Origin of the sequence: Burkholderia sp. AU38729, from assembly GCF_020419725.1 — a bacterium.
Taxonomy (GTDB): Bacteria; Pseudomonadota; Gammaproteobacteria; order Burkholderiales; family Burkholderiaceae; genus Burkholderia.
In genome coordinates, this window is the sequence record NZ_JAIZQO010000001.1 from 172348 (window position 1) to 189171 (window position 16824).

16 protein-coding genes are annotated in these 16824 nt (G+C 67.3%); 9 read left to right on the forward strand and 7 right to left on the reverse strand.

Going from position 1 to position 16824, the window contains the following annotated elements; genetic code table 11:
• Nucleotides 1-84 precede the first annotated feature (84 nt).
• The 5 genes from LGM56_RS00700 to LGM56_RS00720 all read right to left on the reverse strand — a co-directional run bounded on the left by LGM56_RS00700 (nt 85) and on the right by LGM56_RS00720 (nt 4939).
• Nucleotides 85-723 (reverse strand): aldolase, encoded by a 639-nt coding sequence (locus LGM56_RS00700; RefSeq protein ID WP_226202177.1) that lies wholly within the window; start codon nt 721-723, stop codon nt 85-87.
• Complete coding sequence (gene otnK, locus LGM56_RS00705; RefSeq protein ID WP_226202179.1) at nt 720-2018, reverse strand: 3-oxo-tetronate kinase; 1299 nt, start codon at nt 2016-2018, stop codon at nt 720-722. Before otnK ends, LGM56_RS00700 begins: the two co-directional genes overlap by 4 nt.
• Before the next feature lie 19 nt (nt 2019-2037).
• Nucleotides 2038-2928: an L-threonate dehydrogenase gene (ltnD, locus tag LGM56_RS00710; protein ID WP_006489132.1), complete on the reverse strand. Its 891-nt coding sequence runs from the start codon at nt 2926-2928 to the stop codon at nt 2038-2040.
• A gap of 49 nt (nt 2929-2977) precedes the next feature.
• Nucleotides 2978-3682 carry a FadR/GntR family transcriptional regulator gene (locus tag LGM56_RS00715; protein WP_011354089.1) on the reverse strand — a complete coding sequence of 235 codons (705 nt, stop codon included), beginning with the start codon at nt 3680-3682 and terminating at the stop codon, nt 2978-2980.
• A gap of 189 nt (nt 3683-3871) precedes the next feature.
• On the reverse strand, nt 3872-4939 hold the full coding sequence (locus LGM56_RS00720; protein WP_089441798.1) for a GlxA family transcriptional regulator: 1068 nt from the start codon (nt 4937-4939) through the stop codon (nt 3872-3874).
• A 289-nt stretch (nt 4940-5228) separates the two neighbouring features.
• Here LGM56_RS00720 and LGM56_RS00725 point away from each other — a divergent pair, with 289 nt between their 5' ends.
• The 8 genes from LGM56_RS00725 (at nt 5229) to LGM56_RS00760 (ending at nt 14193) form a co-directional block, all read left to right on the forward strand.
• Nucleotides 5229-6614 carry an L-serine ammonia-lyase gene (locus LGM56_RS00725; protein ID WP_089496282.1) on the forward strand — a complete coding sequence of 462 codons (1386 nt, stop codon included), beginning with the start codon at nt 5229-5231 and terminating at the stop codon, nt 6612-6614.
• A gap of 16 nt (nt 6615-6630) precedes the next feature.
• On the forward strand, nt 6631-7875 hold the full coding sequence (locus LGM56_RS00730) for a sarcosine oxidase subunit beta family protein (RefSeq protein WP_006480591.1): 1245 nt from the start codon (nt 6631-6633) through the stop codon (nt 7873-7875).
• Nucleotides 7876-7906: 31 nt separating this feature from the next.
• Entirely contained in the window at nt 7907-8206 is a 300-nt protein-coding gene (locus tag LGM56_RS00735) for a sarcosine oxidase subunit delta (RefSeq protein WP_089433164.1), read from the forward strand.
• The gene (locus LGM56_RS00740; protein WP_226202181.1) at nt 8203-11214 is read left to right on the forward strand and encodes a sarcosine oxidase subunit alpha family protein; all 3012 of its coding nucleotides are present in this window, start codon (nt 8203-8205) and stop codon (nt 11212-11214) included. Before LGM56_RS00735 ends, LGM56_RS00740 begins: the two co-directional genes overlap by 4 nt.
• Nucleotides 11204-11836, forward strand: coding sequence for a sarcosine oxidase subunit gamma (locus LGM56_RS00745; RefSeq protein WP_089426779.1), 633 nt, complete (start codon nt 11204-11206; stop codon nt 11834-11836). The genes LGM56_RS00740 and LGM56_RS00745 overlap by 11 nt, the downstream gene beginning before the upstream one ends.
• Nucleotides 11833-12273 (forward strand): dihydroneopterin aldolase, encoded by a 441-nt coding sequence (locus LGM56_RS00750; RefSeq protein ID WP_011354099.1) that lies wholly within the window; start codon nt 11833-11835, stop codon nt 12271-12273. Before LGM56_RS00745 ends, LGM56_RS00750 begins: the two co-directional genes overlap by 4 nt.
• A gap of 244 nt (nt 12274-12517) precedes the next feature.
• Nucleotides 12518-12841: a helix-turn-helix domain-containing protein gene (locus tag LGM56_RS00755; RefSeq protein WP_089496286.1), complete on the forward strand. Its 324-nt coding sequence runs from the start codon at nt 12518-12520 to the stop codon at nt 12839-12841.
• Entirely contained in the window at nt 12841-14193 is a 1353-nt protein-coding gene (locus LGM56_RS00760; protein ID WP_226202183.1) for a HipA domain-containing protein, read from the forward strand. The genes LGM56_RS00755 and LGM56_RS00760 overlap by 1 nt, the downstream gene beginning before the upstream one ends.
• Nucleotides 14194-14266: 73 nt before the next feature.
• On the opposite strand, the gene LGM56_RS00765 is transcribed toward LGM56_RS00760, so the two are convergent.
• Nucleotides 14267-15340, reverse strand: a complete 1074-nt coding sequence (locus LGM56_RS00765; RefSeq protein ID WP_226202185.1) for an alkene reductase — start codon at nt 15338-15340, stop codon at nt 14267-14269.
• Nucleotides 15341-15512: 172 nt separating this feature from the next.
• Here LGM56_RS00765 and LGM56_RS00770 point away from each other — a divergent pair, with 172 nt between their 5' ends.
• The gene (locus LGM56_RS00770; RefSeq protein ID WP_226202187.1) at nt 15513-16388 is read left to right on the forward strand and encodes a LysR family transcriptional regulator; all 876 of its coding nucleotides are present in this window, start codon (nt 15513-15515) and stop codon (nt 16386-16388) included.
• A gap of 22 nt (nt 16389-16410) precedes the next feature.
• Here LGM56_RS00770 and LGM56_RS00775 read toward each other — a convergent pair whose 3' ends face one another.
• Nucleotides 16411-16809 (reverse strand): lysozyme inhibitor LprI family protein, encoded by a 399-nt coding sequence (locus LGM56_RS00775; protein WP_226202189.1) that lies wholly within the window; start codon nt 16807-16809, stop codon nt 16411-16413.
• Nucleotides 16810-16824: the final 15 nt, after the last annotated feature.

A 16824-nucleotide genomic window follows, 5' to 3' on the forward strand; every position in this document is an offset into this window, starting at 1 on the left:
CGGCGCGTACGTCGCCGGTCGTGTGTGTGCTGACGGAAGGGCCCGCGCACACGGCGGGCATGGGAATCGTTGCGCGGCGCGTCGCTACCAGCGCGCGCCGAAGCTGGCGCGCAGCTCGTCGAGCGCGACGGCGTCGAGCGGCTCGGGTTTCGGGTGCGTCATCAGCCACAGTCGCGCCGTTTCCTCGAGTTCCTCGAGCGCATACGACGCATGCGACACGGACGGTCCCCACATCACCGGGCCGAGGCGCTCGAGCAGCACGCCGCGCACCTGGTCGGCGAGCGCCGCGACTTCGGCGGCAACGCCCGGATCACCGGGGCGGCGGTAGCGGATCAGCGGAATGTGGCCGACCTTCATCACGTAGTACGGCGTGATCGGCGGCAGCACGTCGGTGTCGCGCCATACGCCCGCGAGCGTCAGCGCGACGAGATGCGTCGAATGCGTGTGGACGACGCCGTTCGCTTCGGCATTACGCGCGTAGATGCCGCGATGCAGCGCGAGCGTCTTCGACGGCTTGCCGCCCGATACGGGCTGGCCGTCGAGGCCGACTTTCGCGATGTCGTTCGGGTCGAGCCGGCCGAGGCATGCATCGGTCGGCGTGATCAGCCAGCCGTCGGCGAGGCGCGCGCTGATGTTGCCCGCGCTGCCGACCGCATGGCCGCGCGCATACAGGCTCGCACCGACCACGCAGATTTCTTCGCGCAGTTTCGCTTCGTCGCTCATCGTGCGGCTCCGTCCAGCGCGCGCAGCGCCTTGTCGAAAAAGTCCGTGGTGCCGAAGTTGCCGGACTTCAGCGCGAGGCCGAGCGGCTGCGCGTCGATGGTGGCCGTCGCCGGCACGCCCGGATCGATCTGCGCGCCGATCTGCAGCGACTTCACGTCGAGCGCCTGCACGACCGCGCCGGACGTTTCGCCGCCGGCGACGACGAACTTGCGCACGCCGAGATCGCGCAGGCCGCGCGCGATCGCCGCGAGCGTGGCTTCGACGAGATGGCCGGCCGCATCGACGCCCAGCGCCTGCTGCACGGCTTTCACTTCGTCGGGCGTCGCGGTCGCGTAGATCAGCACGGGCTGCGGCAGGTGCGCGCGCGCGAACGCGAGCGCCTGGTCGATGACGGGTTCGCCGCGCGAGGCCGCGAGCGGATCGATGCGGAAGCCCGGCCGCGTGGCGCGCCATGCGGCGACCTGCGCGTTGGTGGCCTTCGACGCGCTGCCGGCGAGCACCGTCGAGAGCCCTTCGATGCGCGGCAGCGACGCTGCGTTGTCGCGCTCGGGCAGTTGCTCCGCGCGACGGAAATTCGCCGGCAGGCCGAGCGCGATGCCCGAGCCGCCGGTGACGAGCGGCAGGCCCGCGCACGCTTCGCCTAGCACGTAGAGGTCGCGGTCCGACAGCGCGTCGGCGATCGCGAAGCGCACGCCTTCCGCGCGCAGTTGCTCGATCCGCGTACGCACGGCGGCCGCGCCCAGCGCGATCGTGTCGTAGCGGATCAGGCCGACCGGCGACTTCGTCTGCCGCTGCAGCACGCGCACGAGGTTCGCGTCCTCCATCGGCGTGAGCGGGTGGTTCTCCATCCCCGATTCGTTCAGCAGCACGTCGCCGACGAACAGGTGGCCGCGATAGATCGTGCGGCCGTTCTCGGGGAACGCCGGGCACGCGATCGTGAAGCCGCCGCCGGCCGCATCCAGCAGCGCATCGGCGACGGGCCCGATGTTGCCCGCGTCAGTCGAATCGAATGTCGAGCAGTACTTGAAGAAGAATTGCCGGCAGCCTTGCGCGCGCAGCCATTCGTAGGCGGCGAGCGATTGCGCGACGGCGTCGGCCGCGGGGATCGTGCGCGACTTCAGCGCGACGACGATCGCGTCGGCGTCGAGCGGGGTGCCTGCGGCGCCGTCGGCGGGCACGCCGATCGTCTGCACGGTGCGCATGCCGCTCTTCACGAGCATGTTCGCGAGATCGGTCGCGCCGGTGAAATCGTCGGCGATGCAGCCGAGCAGGGGACGGGAAGCGGAAGCGGTCATGGCAAGTACGTCGGTCGAATCAGCGGGCGGGCGGCAGCGTGATGCCGGGGAAAGTCTTGATCACGGCGGAATCGTCCTCGCCGCCGTGGCCGGCGCTCGACGCGCTCATGAACATCTGGTGCGCGGTGGCCGACAGCGGCAGCGGGAACTTGCTGCGGCGCGCGGTATCGAGCACGAGGCCGAGATCCTTCACGAAGATGTCGACGGCCGACAGCGGCGTGTAGTCGCCGTTCAGGATGTGCGGCACGCGGTTCTCGAACATCCACGAATTGCCGGCGCTGTGCGTGATCACGTCGTACAGCGCGTCCGCATCGACGCCTTCGCGCAGGCCGAGCGCCATCGCCTCGGCCGCCGCCGCGATGTGCACGCCGGCCAGCAACTGGTTGATGATCTTCACTTTCGAGCCGATGCCGTGCGCGTCGCCGAGGCGATAGACCTTGCCGGCGATCGCCGCGAGCACGTCCTCGCAGCCCGCATAGGCGGCGGCCGGGCCCGACGTCATCATCGTCATCTCGCCGGAGGCCGCGCGCGCGGCGCCGCCGGATACCGGCGCATCGAGCATCTGCAGGCCGGCCGCCTCGATCCGCGCGCCGAGCGCGACCGCGAATTCGGGCGCGACGGTCGCGCTGGCGATCACGACGCCGCCCGGTTTCATCGCCGCGACCGCGCCGTGCTCGCCGAACAGCACCGTTTCGGTCTGCGCGGCATTGACGACGAGCGTGACGACGACGTCGCACTGCGCGCCGAGTTCGGCCGGCGTCGCGCAGGCGATGCCGCCTTCGGCGGCGAACGCCTGCAGCACGGTGTCGCGCACGTCGCATGCGTGCACGCGCAGGCCGGCGCGCAGCAGCGAGCGGGCGACGCCGAGGCCCATCGCGCCGAGGCCGATGACTCCAACATTTCGTGACATGGTCAACCTTGATCGATTCGGGAGAGGGGCGGCGCGGCGGCCGCCGGGTTCAGCAGATACCGGCTTCCGCGAGGCGGCGGGCGGCGTTGTACATGTGCGTGCGCGCCGCGTTGCGTGCGGCCATCGGGTCGCGCGCGCGGATCGCGTCGGCGATCGCCGCGTGTTCCTCGCGCACCTGGCGCGAGAAGTCCTCGCGCGTCGCTTCGTTGCGACGCGTGACCTTCACGCCGGCTTCGAGGTACTGGTTCAGGAACTGCAGCGTCTTCAGGAAATACGGGTTGCCGGTGACGGCCGCGATCGTGCGGTGGAACGCGACGTCTTCCGCGACGCCGTCGCGCCCTTCGGCCACCGCATCGTCGATCTTGCGCAGCGCGTCGTCGATGTCGGCCATGTCTTCATCGGTGTGGTTCAGCGCGGCTTCGGCCGCGACCTCGGCCTCGATCGCGCGGCGCACCGCGAGCAGGTGCGGCAGCGACGTGGCTTCGACAGCCTCCGCATAGTCGATCCGCAGCGGCCGGATCGCGCCGTGCTGGTTCACGTACACGCCGCTGCCCTGGCGCGGCTCGACCACGCCTTCGTTCTTCAGCCGCGAGATCGCCTCGCGGATCACCGTGCGGCTCACGCCGAATTCCTGCGCGAGCACGGCCTCCGTCGGCAGCTTGCCGGTGGCGGAGAAACTGCCGACTTCGATCTGCTTGAGCAGTTGCTGCGCGACATGGTCGCTCATCGCACGGGCGGGAATTTTCTCGAACATGGTGCTCTGGATTGTCAGGTTATGTGGTCATCATACAAATTTGAATGGGCGACAGCATCCGGGATAACCCTCGGTGAGTGGGGCGCACCGTCGGTTAAGTTGATTGAAACCGGTTCCAATTGAATCGAAACCGATGCGTTCGAGTGTCGTGTCGCGATCGGTTGGAAAAGGAGCGGGTGCCCGTCGCCGTCAGTCGGCGATGTCCTCGACGGCGTCCGCCGCGATTGCCGCGCCGGCTTCCGCCACTTCCCCGCCACGCTCCCGATACGTCGCAGGCGGCACGCCGAACTGCTTGCGGAATTCGCGCCCGAGGTGCGACGCATCCGCGAATCCGCAGCTCGACGCGATATCGGCCACCGTGCGGTCCGAGCTCGTCAGCAGCCACGCGGCCGTGCGCAGCCGTACCTGCTTCGCGAACGCCTGCGGGCTCTTGCCCGTTTCCGCCTTGAACAGCCGCTCGAGCTGCCGCGTCGACAAATCGAGCTTGCTCGCGAGCTCGTCGAGCGACAGCGCACGCCCGACATGCTGTTCCATCAGGAGAATCGCGCGCTTGACCTTCGGGTGCGTCGCCGGCTCGAGGCCCGGCGGATGCGGCTGCGGCGCGTTGCCTTTCTGCATCTCGCCGACCAGCAGGATGCGCAGCGCCTTCTGCACGGTCGCGTGATCGAAATGGCGCAGCAGGATCGCTGCGGCGACGTCGATCGACGCGCGGCCGCCCGAGCAGGTGATGCGGCGCCGGTCGATCACGAACAGCCGGTCGGCGATCAGCAGGTCGGGATCGGCGGCCGGAAAGCGCTCGATGAAATCCCAGTAGTGGAACCAGCTCACGCAGGTGCGGTAGCCGTCGAGCACGCCGGCCCGCATCAGCGTGAACACGCCGGTGCAGATGCCGACGACCGTCGCGCCGCCCGCCGCCGCGCGGCGGATGAAGTCGAGTGTCTCGGGGCCCGCCTGCGGCCCCGAATGCAGCAGCCCGCCGACCACCACCACATAGTCGAACGGCTCGGCCGCGTCGAACGTTTCCCACGGCGTGATCTGGATCCCGCAGCTTGCGCGCACCGGCGCGAGGGTCTCGCCGATCACGCTCCACGCGCAGCGCACGGGCTTGCTGTAGTCGCCGTCGTCCGCCGACAGCCGCAGCATGTCGACGAAGCCGGAGAAGGCCGTCAGCGTGAAGTTCGGCAGCAGCACGATGCCGAAGCGGATACGCCGCGGCGCGGGTTCTGCGAGGGGGGAAGCGGGTACGTCGGTTGTCATCGCGGCCAATCTCTTCACGCCGGGCGGGCGGTCTCACTCAGTCTGTTGATACGGGTCATGCGGGTACGGCGGCCGGGCGGGGCGGATGCAGCCAGCGTCGCTGATCGGTTCCGGCACGACTTGTGGTTTTCCGTCGCGAACCATCGCCAAAACGCACTTTCGGGCCTGCCGGCGGGGCGCTTGGCGGCGGTATCCCACGCCGATGCCGTTTTTGTTCTATCGGCCGATTTTACGCTTTGATGTACTGGCGCCAACGTCATTTCACGTGTGTCCCACCCAGAGGAAGCCAATGAACGTCAGCGTCTTCGACCTGTTCAAGATCGGCATCGGCCCGTCCAGTTCGCATACGGTCGGCCCGATGATCGCCGCGTGCCGCTTCGCGTCGCACGTGGAGGACGCGAACCTGCTCGGTTTCGTGCGCCGCGTGCGGGTCGAACTATACGGCTCGCTCGGCGCGACCGGCAAGGGCCACGGCACCGACAAGGCCGTGCTGCTCGGTCTCGAGGGCCACCTGCCCGACACGATCGATCCGGACCTGATCGAGCCGCGGCTCGCCGCGATCCGCGCGGAGAAGGCGCTGTCGCTGCTCGGCAAGCAGACCGTCCGTTTCGAGGAAAAAGAGCACATCGGCTTCTATCGCAAGCTGATGAGCGGCACGAGCATCGTGCACCCGAACGGGATGCGCTTCCAGGCATTTGACGAGCACGGCCAGCTGCTCGTCGAGAAAGAGTATTACTCGGTCGGCGGCGGCTTCGTCGTGAACCGCGACGGCGATCGCGTGAACGGCGTGCGCGCGGCGGTCGAGGTGCCGTATCCGTTCCGCACCGGCGACGACCTGATGCGCCAGTGCCGCGAGCACGGGCTGTCGATCGCCGAGCTGATGATGCGCAACGAATGCGCGCTGCGTCCCGCCGACGAAGTGCGCGCCGGGCTGCTCGCGATCTGGCGCACGATGGCCGCCTGCGTCGAGCGCGGCTGCAAGGTCGAGGGCGACCTGCCGGGCCCGATGCGCGTGAAGCGCCGCGCGGCCGAGCTGAACAATCGTCTGCGCGCGCGTTCGGAAGAGTCGCTGCGCGACCCGCTGTCGATGCTCGACTGGGTCAACCTGTATGCGATGGCCGTCAACGAGGAGAACGCGGCGGGCGGCCGGGTCGTCACCGCGCCGACCAACGGCGCGGCCGGCGTGATTCCCGCGGTGCTGCACTACTACGTGAAGTTCGTGCCGGGCTCGAACGAAGCCGGCATCGTCGAATTCCTGATGACGGCCGCGGCGATCGGGATCATCTACAAGGAAACCGCGTCGATCTCCGGCGCGGAAGTGGGTTGCCAGGGCGAAGTGGGCGTCGCGTGCTCGATGGCCGCGGCCGCGCTCGCCGCGGTGATGGGCGGCACGCCCGACCAGGTCGAGAACGCGGCCGAGATCGGCATGGAGCACAACCTCGGGATGACCTGCGACCCGGTCGGCGGGCTCGTGCAGATCCCGTGCATCGAGCGCAACGCGATGGGCGCGATCAAGGCGCTGAACGCATCGCGCATGGCGCTCAAGGGCAATGGCCAGCACTACGTGTCGCTCGATTCGGTCATCAAGACGATGCGCGAGACGGGCGCCGACATGAAGACGAAATACAAGGAAACGTCGCGCGGCGGTCTGGCCGTGAACGTCATCGAATGCTAAACGAAGGATCACTCACATGAGCCGCTACTCGATATTCAGCCTGTTCCGCAACGGCCTCTCGTATCACGAGAACTGGGAAAAGCAGTGGAAGAGCCCGGAACCGAAGAAGGAATACGACGTCGTGATCGTCGGCGGCGGCGGCCACGGCCTCGCGACCGCGTATTACCTCGCGAAAGAGCACGGGATCACGAACGTCGCGATCCTCGAGAAGGGCTGGATCGGCGGCGGCAACACCGCGCGCAACACGACGATCGTCCGCTCGAACTACCTGTGGGACGAATCGGCCGCGCTGTACGAGAAGGCGATGAAGCTGTGGGAAGGGCTGTCGCAGGACCTGAACTACAACGTGATGTTCAGCCAGCGCGGCGTGATGAACCTGGCGCACACGCTGCAGGACGTGCGTGACACCGAGCGCCGCGTGAACGCGAACCGGCTGAACGGCGTCGACGCCGAATTCCTGACGCCCGCGCAGATCAAGGAAATCGAGCCGACCATCAACCTGAACAGCCGCTACCCGGTGCTCGGCGCATCGATCCAGCGCCGTGCAGGCGTGGCGCGTCACGACGCGGTGGCCTGGGGCTTCGCGCGCGGCGCGGATCGCGCCGGTGTCGACATCATCCAGAACTGCCAGGTGACGGGCATTCGCCGCGAAGGCGGCGCGGTGGTCGGCGTCGATACGGTGAAGGGCTTCATCAAGGCGAAGAAGGTCGCGGTGGTCGCGGCCGGCAACACGACGACGCTCGCCGACATGGCCGGCGTGCGCCTGCCGATCGAGAGCCACCCGCTGCAGGCGCTGGTGTCCGAGCCGATCAAGCCGGTCGTCAACTCGGTGATCATGTCGAACGCGGTGCACGCGTACATCAGCCAGTCCGACAAGGGCGACCTCGTGATCGGCGCCGGCATCGACCAGTACACGGGCTTCGGCCAGCGCGGCAGCTTCCACATCATCGAAAGCACGCTGCAGGCGATCGTCGAGATGTTCCCGGTGTTCTCGCGGGTGCGGATGAACCGCCAGTGGGGCGGCATCGTCGACGTGTCGCCGGACGCGTGCCCGATCATCACCAAGACCGACGTGAAGGGCCTCTATTTCAACTGCGGCTGGGGCACCGGCGGCTTCAAGGCGACGCCCGGCTCGGGCTGGGTGTTCGCGCACACGATCGCCCGCGACGAACCGCACCCGCTGAACGCGCCGTTCGCGCTCGACCGTTTCTACACGGGCCACCTGATCGACGAGCACGGCGCTGCCGCCGTCGCGCACTGACCGCTACCGCCCAGACACAGGAGAAAGAAACATGTTGCTGATCGAATGTCCGTGGTGCGGGCCGCGCGCCGAATCCGAGTTCTCGTGCGGCGGTGAAGCCGACATCGTGCGCCCCGTGAACAACGAGAATATGACCGACCGCGAATGGGGCGAGTACGTGTTCATGCGCGAGAACAAGCGCGGGCTGCACAAGGAGCAGTGGCTGCACACGCAGGGCTGCCGCCGCTGGTTCAAGGCCACCCGCGACACGGTGACCTACGATATCAAGGGCTACGAAAAGTTCGGTGGCGAAGCTGCCGGCAACGCACACGAAGAGGGCACGAGCAAATGAGCCAGAAAGACCGCCTCGGCACCGGTGGCCGCATCAATCGCGCGATTCCGTTGACCTTCACGTTCAACGGCCGCACGTATCAGGGCTTCCAGGGCGACACGCTCGCGTCCGCGCTGCTCGCGAACGGCGTGCACTTCGTCGCGCGCAGCTTCAAGTACCACCGCCCGCGCGGGATCGTGACGGCCGACGTCGCGGAACCGAACGCCGTCGTGCAGCTCGAATCGGGCCCGTACACGGTGCCGAACGCGCGCGCGACCGAGATCGAGCTGTACCAGGGGCTCGTCGCGTCCAGCGTGAATGCGGAGCCGTCGCTCGAGAACGACAAGTACGCGATCAACCAGAAGCTGTCGCGCTTCCTGCCGGCCGGCTTCTATTACAAGACCTTCATGTGGCCGCGCAACATGTGGCCGAAGTACGAAGAGAAGATCCGCGAAGCGGCCGGCCTCGGCAAGGCGCCGGAAGCGCTCGACGCCGATCGCTACGACAAGTGCTACGCGCACTGCGACGTGCTCGTGGTCGGCGGTGGCCCGTCGGGCCTCGCGGCCGCGCATGCGGCGGCCACGGCCGGCGCGCGCGTGATCCTCGTCGACGACCAGCGCGAGCTCGGCGGCAGCCTGCTGTCGTGCCGCGCCGAGATCGACGCGAAGCCCGCGCTGCAGTGGGTCGAGAAGATCGAGGCCGAGCTGCGCAAGCTGCCCGACGTGACGATCCTGTCGCGTAGCACCGCGTTCGGCTACCAGGACCACAACCTCGTGACGGTCACGCAGCGTTTGACCGATCACCTGCCGGTGTCGATGCGCAAGGGCACGCGCGAGCTGCTGTGGAAGGTCCGCGCGAAGCGCGTGATCCTCGCGACCGGCGCGCACGAGCGGCCGATCGTGTTCGGCAACAACGACCTGCCGGGTGTAATGCTCGCCGGCGCGGTGTCCACCTACGTGCATCGCTTCGGCGTGCTGCCGGGCCGCAACGCGGTCGTGTTCACGAACAACGATCGCGCGTACCAGACCGCGCTCGACCTGAAGGCGTGCGGCGCGAAGGTGACGGTCGTCGATTCGCGCGCGTCGTCGAACGGTGCGCTGCCGGCCGCCGCGAAGCGGCAGGGCGTGACGGTGATGAGCGGCGCGGTCGTGACGGGCGCATCGGGCAAGTGGCGCGTATCGTCGGTCGACGTCGCGTCCTACTCGAACGGCCAGACCGGCGGCAAGCTGCAGACGCTGCCGTGCGACCTCGTCGCGATGTCGGGTGGCTTCAGCCCGGTGCTGCACCTGTTCGCGCAGTCGGGCGGCAAGGCCTGCTGGAACGACGAGAAGGCCTGCTTCCTGCCGGGCAAGCCCGTGCAGGCGGAAGCGAGCATCGGCGCAGCAGCCGGCGAATTCGGCCTGGCCCGTGCGCTGCGACTCGCGGTCGATGCAGGCGTGGAAGCCGCGAAGGCGGCGGGTTTCACCGCAGAGCAGCGCGCGGTCGCGCCGCAGGTCGCGGAAACCGTCGAAGGCGCACTGCAGCCGCTGTGGCTGGTCGGCAGCCGTGAAGCCGCGGCGCGCGGGCCGAAGCAGTTCGTCGACTTCCAGAACGACGTGTCGGCCGCGGACATCCTGCTGGCCGCACGCGAAGGCTTCGAGTCGGTCGAGCACGTGAAGCGCTACACGGCGATGGGCTTCGGCACCGACCAGGGCAAGCTCGGCAACATCAACGGGATGGCGATCCTCGCGGGGGCGCTCGGCAAGACGATTCCGGAAACGGGCACGACGACGTTCCGCCCGAACTACACGCCCGTGTCGTTCGGCACGTTCGCAGGCCGCGAGCTCGGCGATTTCCTCGACCCGATCCGCAAGACCTGCGTGCACGAGTGGCACGTCGAGCACGGCGCGCTGTTCGAGGACGTCGGCAACTGGAAGCGGCCGTGGTACTTCCCGAAGAACGGCGAGGATCTCCATGCGGCCGTGAAGCGCGAATGCCTGGCGGTGCGCAACAGCGTCGGCATCCTCGACGCGTCGACGCTCGGCAAGATCGACATCCAGGGGCCGGACGCGGTGAAGCTGCTGAACTGGATGTACACGAACCCGTGGAACAAGCTCGAAGTGGGCAAGTGCCGCTACGGGCTGATGCTCGACGAGAACGGGATGGTGTTCGACGACGGCGTGACGGTGCGCCTCGCCGACCAGCATTTCATGATGACGACCACGACGGGCGGCGCGGCGCGCGTGCTCACGTGGCTCGAGCGCTGGCTGCAGACCGAATGGCCCGACATGAAGGTGCGGCTGTCGTCGGTCACCGATCACTGGGCGACGTTCGCGGTGGTCGGCCCCAAGAGCCGCAAGGTCGTGCAGAAGGTGTGCCAGGACATCGACTTCGGCAACGAGGCGTTCCCGTTCATGAGCTACCGGAACGGCACGGTTGCAGGCGCGAAGGCGCGCGTGATGCGGATCAGCTTCTCGGGCGAGCTCGCGTATGAAGTGAACGTGCCGGCGAATGCGGGCCGCGCGGTGTGGGAAGCGCTGATGGCGGCCGGTGCCGAGTTCGACATCACGCCGTACGGCACCGAGACGATGCACGTGCTGCGTGCGGAGAAGGGCTACATCATCGTCGGCCAGGATACCGACGGCTCGATTACGCCGTACGACCTCGGGATGGGCGGGCTCGTCGCGAAGTCGAAGGACTTCCTCGGCAAGCGTTCGCTTGCGCGCTCGGACACCGCGAAGGAAGGCCGCAAGCAGTTCGTCGGCCTGCTGACCGAGGACGAGCAGTTCGTGCTGCCGGAAGGCGCGCAGATCATCGCGAAGGACACGCAGGTGTCGGCGGTCGATCCGACGCCGATGCTCGGCCACGTGACGTCGAGCTATTACAGCCCGATCCTGAAGCGCTCGATCGCGCTCGCGGTGGTGAAGGGCGGCCTGAACAAGATGGGCGAGAGCGTCGTGATTCCGCTGGCCAACGGCCGCCGCATCACCGCGACGATCTCGAGCCCGGTTTTCTACGATACCGAAGGGGTGCGCCAGCATGTGGAATGAAACCAGAAACCAGACGCAGGTGGCGGGCGCGGGCGGCGTGACGCTTGAATCGCCGTTCGTCGGCGCGGCCGACGTGCTGAAGCCGCACCAGGCGCGCGCCTCGAAGAAGTTCACGCTGCGCGAGCGGCCGTTCCTCGATCTCGTCAACGTGCGCGGCGAGTTGAGCGATCCGGCGTTCGTGAGCGCGTTCGAGCGCGTGGTCGGCTGCCGGCCGCCCGCGGCGCCGAACACGGTCGCGCGCGGTGCCGAGTACGACGTGCTGTGGCTCGGCCCCGACGAGTGGCTCGTGCGCTCGAACGGGCCCGTGCCGGCCGGCGTGCTCGAAGCGAAGCTCGCGGAAGCCGTGCAGGGCACGTATTCGGCGGCCGTCGACGTCGGCAGCGGCTATACGGTAGTCGAGATCAGCGGCGAACGCGTGCGCGACGTGCTCGCCCGCGGCTGCCCGCTCGATCTCCATCCGCGTGCGTTCAAGCCGGGCCAGTGCGCGCAGTCGCATTACTTCAAGTCGTCGATCGTGCTGATCCCGACCGGTGACGATGCGTTCGAGATCGTCGTGCGCCGCAGCTTCGCCGACTACTTCGTGCGCATCATGCTCGACGCGGCCGCGCCGCTCGCATCATGAAGCCGTTCGACGAACCGTTCGTGGCGATCGACGCGCCGCGCCTGCGCGGGCGCGGCTGGAGCGTGTTCGTCGACGAACTGAAGGTGCCCGCGCGGATCGGCATTCATGCGCACGAGCATGAAGCGCCGCAGCCGATCGTGATCGATGCACGGCTCGGCTACCGGTGCGAGCCGAGCGAGCAGGGCGAGTGGATCGATTACGACGGTTATTGCGCGCGCCTTGCCGCGTTCCTGTCGCACAAGCCGCATACGCGGCTGCTCGAGACGCTCGTCGCCGATATCGCGGTGCTGTCGTTCCGTGAGTGGCCGGCGCTGGAGTCGCTGACGCTGTCGGTGTACAAGCCGAAGATCCGACCCGGCACGAAGCGGGTCGGCGTGTCGCTGGACTGGACGCGCGGGGATTATTTGCGGTGGACGGGGGCGGCGGGGCAGTTTTGAGGCAGGAGAGGCGGCCGACGAGCGCATCGAAACGATGCCGGTCGGCTGCCGGCCGTGGCACTTGCTGGTCTGTATAGTTCCTGAAATATGAGAATAATGCGTCGACTGTGAGCATGTTGGCGTTTGTTCCTGAAATATGAGAACAATTGGCCGGCGCTGACATTCAAGCCTATAATTCCGATATTCTCGTAACAATGCCGTCGAAACCCGTTCGTCGGCGTTTTGTTCCTGGTATCCCGGAATTATGGCCCGCACCTTACCCCGCCCGATTGCATCACCCGACCCGCTCGCGCAGGATCTCGCGGCGCTGGGTGCGCTCGTCCGCAACCGGCGGGCGCAGAACCAGATGCGGATCGACGACGCAGCCGACATGCTCGGCGTCTCAAAGGACGTGCTGTCGCGGCTCGAAAACGGCCGGGCGGTGAGCCTCGACAAGTTGTTCAAGGTGCTCGACGGTCTGGGACTCAATTTGCTCGTCGTACCGAAGCGCGAAGTGCCCGTCGCTCGCAAGGCATTGCATGAACTTGCCGAGCCGACTGTTCCGGCGGAGTCGCGGGAGGGCGCGTGATGGTTCATCGCCTGCGCATCTCGACCAACGGTTCCCCCGTCGGGCAACTGACTTACGACGCCCGTCAGGATGACTACGGTTTTTCGTATGACCCGGCGTGGCAGGCGCGCGCCGATGCGTTCGCGTTGTCGCCGTGCATTCCGCTCGACGGTCGTTCGCTACCTGCGGGCGCGGTGCAGCGCTTCATCGGCAATCTGTTGCCCGAGGGGCGTGCGCTCGACGTGGCCGCGGCGATGTATCAGCTATCGAAGGACAACGTTTTCGGCTTGATCCGGATGCTCGGCAAGGAGCCGGTCGGTGCGCTGAGTTTCCTGCCGGACGACGGAGAGAATGCACAGGCCCCGGCAGCCCTTGAGTCCGAACGTCGCGTGATATCCGCGGAAGAGTTGACCGACCGCATTCGCAAGCGTGACGCGATTCCGTTTCCGGTATGGGACGGCCAGGTTCGTCTGTCGATTGCCGGCCATCAGGACAAACTGCAGGTGCTGGTCGAGGGGGAGCAAGTTGCACTCGTCGAAGGGGCGCTCAGCAGCACGCACATTCTGAAGCCGGAGTCCGGCAACCCGCATGCGCCGTTCATGGTCGCCAATGAGCACTTCTGCATGTCACTGGCCGCGAGAATGGGGCTGCCAGTGGCGCCCGTCGAGATTCGCCGCATCCCGGAACCCATTCTGCTCATCGAGCGCTTCGACCGGATCGTCACGACCGAGCCGGACGATCCGACGCGCGTCAGTGCGGTGCGGCGCCTTCATGTCATCGATGGATGCCAGGCATTGGACTTGCCGGCAACGCTCAAGTACGAGCGCAACCTCGGTAACAACGCGGACGTGCGCAATATTCGCGAAGGCGTGAGCTTCGAGAAGCTGTTCTCGCTGACGCCGTATCTCGAGGCCCCGGCAGCCGCGCGCACGGCCATGCTGCGCTGGGCCCTGCTGCAACTGCTGATCGGCAACAGCGACGCGCATGGCAAGAACATCTCGTTTTTCGTCAGCGGTGGCGGGCTTGCGCCGGCGCCGCTTTACGACCTCGTTTGCGTCAACGTGTATGGCGACGCGTACGTCCAGGATATGGCGATGGCTTATGGAGATGTGTTTCGCACGGAGGAACTGACCGCGTTCGCGCTCGCGGATTTTGCGCATCGCACACGGATTCGGCCGTCGTTCGTCGCGCGCGAAATGTCGAAGATGGCGAGCCTGGCGAAGAAGCTGGCACCTGAATTGGCGGCGTCCGACATTTACGTGGGCGACGAACGTGGATGGGTAGGCAATATTTCGGAGTACGTGTGTACCCAGGCCGACCGCGTGCTGCGTATTGCGCCTCTGGTGTCCAAGGTGAACATCGATCTGCTTTGAAATCGGGCATTCACCGGGCGATCGCAGCGACATCCGTTCCAGCCTGTCGTTGCGATCACGCTGAGCCGAGGCGTCAAGCTGCAGCCGCCCCATCCAGCGCCGGATAGTCGACATACCCGCGCGCATCGCCGCCGAAGAATGTCTCGCGCCGCGCGTCGTTCATCGGCGCGCCGGTCTTCACCCGCGTCACGAAATCCGGATTCGCCAGCACCATCTGCCCGTACGCTTCGAGATCGGCCAGCCCCGACGTCACGTCCGTGCCGATCGCGTCGCGCGTGCGGCCCGGACGGTTCAGGATCAGCGTGCCGCTCCAGCGCGCGCGCAGGTCGGCCAGCAGCGCTTCGTTGCCCTGATGCATCACGTGCAGGTAGGCGAGGCCGAGCCGGTCGAGCTCCGTCGCGAGATGGCGATACAGGTCCGGCCCTTCCGCACCTTCGTCGAGGCCGCCCAGCGTATTGCCGGGCGATACGCGGATGGCCGTGCGATCCGCGCCGATCTCGTCGGCGATCGCCGTGGCCACCTCGATCGCGAAGCGCGCGCGGTTCTCGATCGAGCCGCCGTACGCGTCGGTGCGCGTGTTGGCATTCGGCGCGAAGAACTGCTGGATCAGGTAGCCGTTCGCGCCGTGGATCTCGACACCGTCGGCACCCGCCTCGATCGCGCGGCGCGCGGCGATGCGGAAGTCGTTCACGGTCTCGCGCACTTCGTCGAGCGTCAGCGCACGCGGCGCGGGGATGTCCAGCATCCCCTTCATCGTGAACATTTGCGCGTTCGGCGCGATCGCCGACGGCGCGACGGCCTGCCGGTGATGCGGCGTATTGTCGGGATGCGACATGCGCCCGACGTGCATCAACTGGATGAACAACCGGCCGCCGCGGGCATGCACGCGGTCGCTGATCGCCTTCCAGCCGGCGACGTGCGCGTCGGTATAGATGCCGGGCGTCGTCAGGTAGCCTTGCCCGTCGTCCGACGGCTGCGTGCCTTCGCTGACGATCAGGCCGAGGCTCGATCGCTGCGCGTAATACTCGGCGGCCCATTCGCCGGGCGTGCCGTCGAAGGCGGCGCGGCTGCGGGTCATCGGCGCCATGACCAGGCGGTTTTCCAGCGTATATCGGCCCACGCGGACCGGGGTGAACAGTTGGCTCATGATGCGTCAGCTCCTCGAGAGTCGGGACGGTGGCACCGGGTCGGTGCCCCCTCGGGCGCCGGCCGCGCACGGGTGTGCCGACCTCGCCTCCACGCACCCATCATCCATTGCTTCCTTTTCGGGATAAACCGGGTAATCTGGATAACATTGATCCATTGATGGAGCAGTGGGCATGGAACTACTGAACGACATGGCGCTGTTCGTCGAAGTCGTGAAGGCGAAGGGTTTTCGCAGTGCGGCCGAGACGCTGGGGATGCCGAACTCGACGCTGTCGCGGCGCATCAGCGCGCTGGAGAAGGCGATCGGGCTGCGGCTGCTGCATCGCACGACGCGCCGGATCGAACTGACCGAGGCCGGCCAGCTCTACTTCGAGCGCTGCAAGCGCATCGTCGACGAGGCGCGGCTCGCGCACGAGCAACTCGGCGGGTTGCTGGCGGAGCCGACCGGCGTGCTGCGCGCATCGTTTCCGGTCGATTTCGCGGTGACCTACCTGGCGCCGCTGATCGTCGAGTTCTCGACGCGTTACCCGAAGCTGACATTCGATTTCGAGCTGACGTCACGGCGGGTCGATCTGGTGAGCGAACCGTTCGACGTGGCGATCCGCTTGGGTGAATCCGACGATTCTCAACTGATCGCGCGCCGGCTGGCCACGCTCGGGAACTACCTGTATGCGTCGCCCGGCTATCTCGCGCGCGAGGGCGAGCCGCGCACGCCGGACGACCTGGCGCGGCACGCGTGCCTCAGCCTGGCGAGGGCCGGCACGTGGACGCTGCACGACGGCACGCACACCGTCGCGGTACCGGTGAGCAGCCGCTTCGCGGGAAACAGCGTCGGCATGTTGCGGCGCCTGGCCACGCTCGATGCGGGCATCATCGTGCTGTCCGAAGCGATCGTCGCGGACGATCTGGCCGCCGGCCGGCTGCGCCGCGTGATGCCCGCATGGGAAGGCGAGCCGATTGCGGTCTACGCGATGACGGAAACGCGGCTGCTGCCCGCGAAGACGCAGCATTTCATCGAGTTCTTGCGGGAGCGCTTCGTGCAGGCGTGACGGGCGGGTAGCCGTTCGTCGTTCAGTTCTGCGCTGGCGGCGGTGCGTCCAGCTGCGCTTCCCATTTCTTCAGGATGCGCGTGCGTGCCTGGCTGAAATCGACCCAGCAGTTCATCCGCGCGTCTTCCGGGATCATCTGCTGCGGATTGGCGGCTTTCACGTAGTCGCAGGTGTCGTCGGCGAAGCGGGTCCAGCTTGCCTGCGACTTCGCGAGCGCGCTGGCGGCATCGGGGTTGCGCTGCTTGAGCTTGTGCTCGAGCGACCGGTATGCGCGCTCGACGGCCTGATCGTTCTGACCGAGTACACAGGTCCGTACGTCGTTCATCGTCAGCGCGTGTTTCTCGCAATCGACGGTGGCAAACGCGGTGGTGTGGCCGATCGCCAGCGCGGCGACGGCAAGGAAGCGGGGGGCGTGGCGCATGCGCGTCGAACGAAG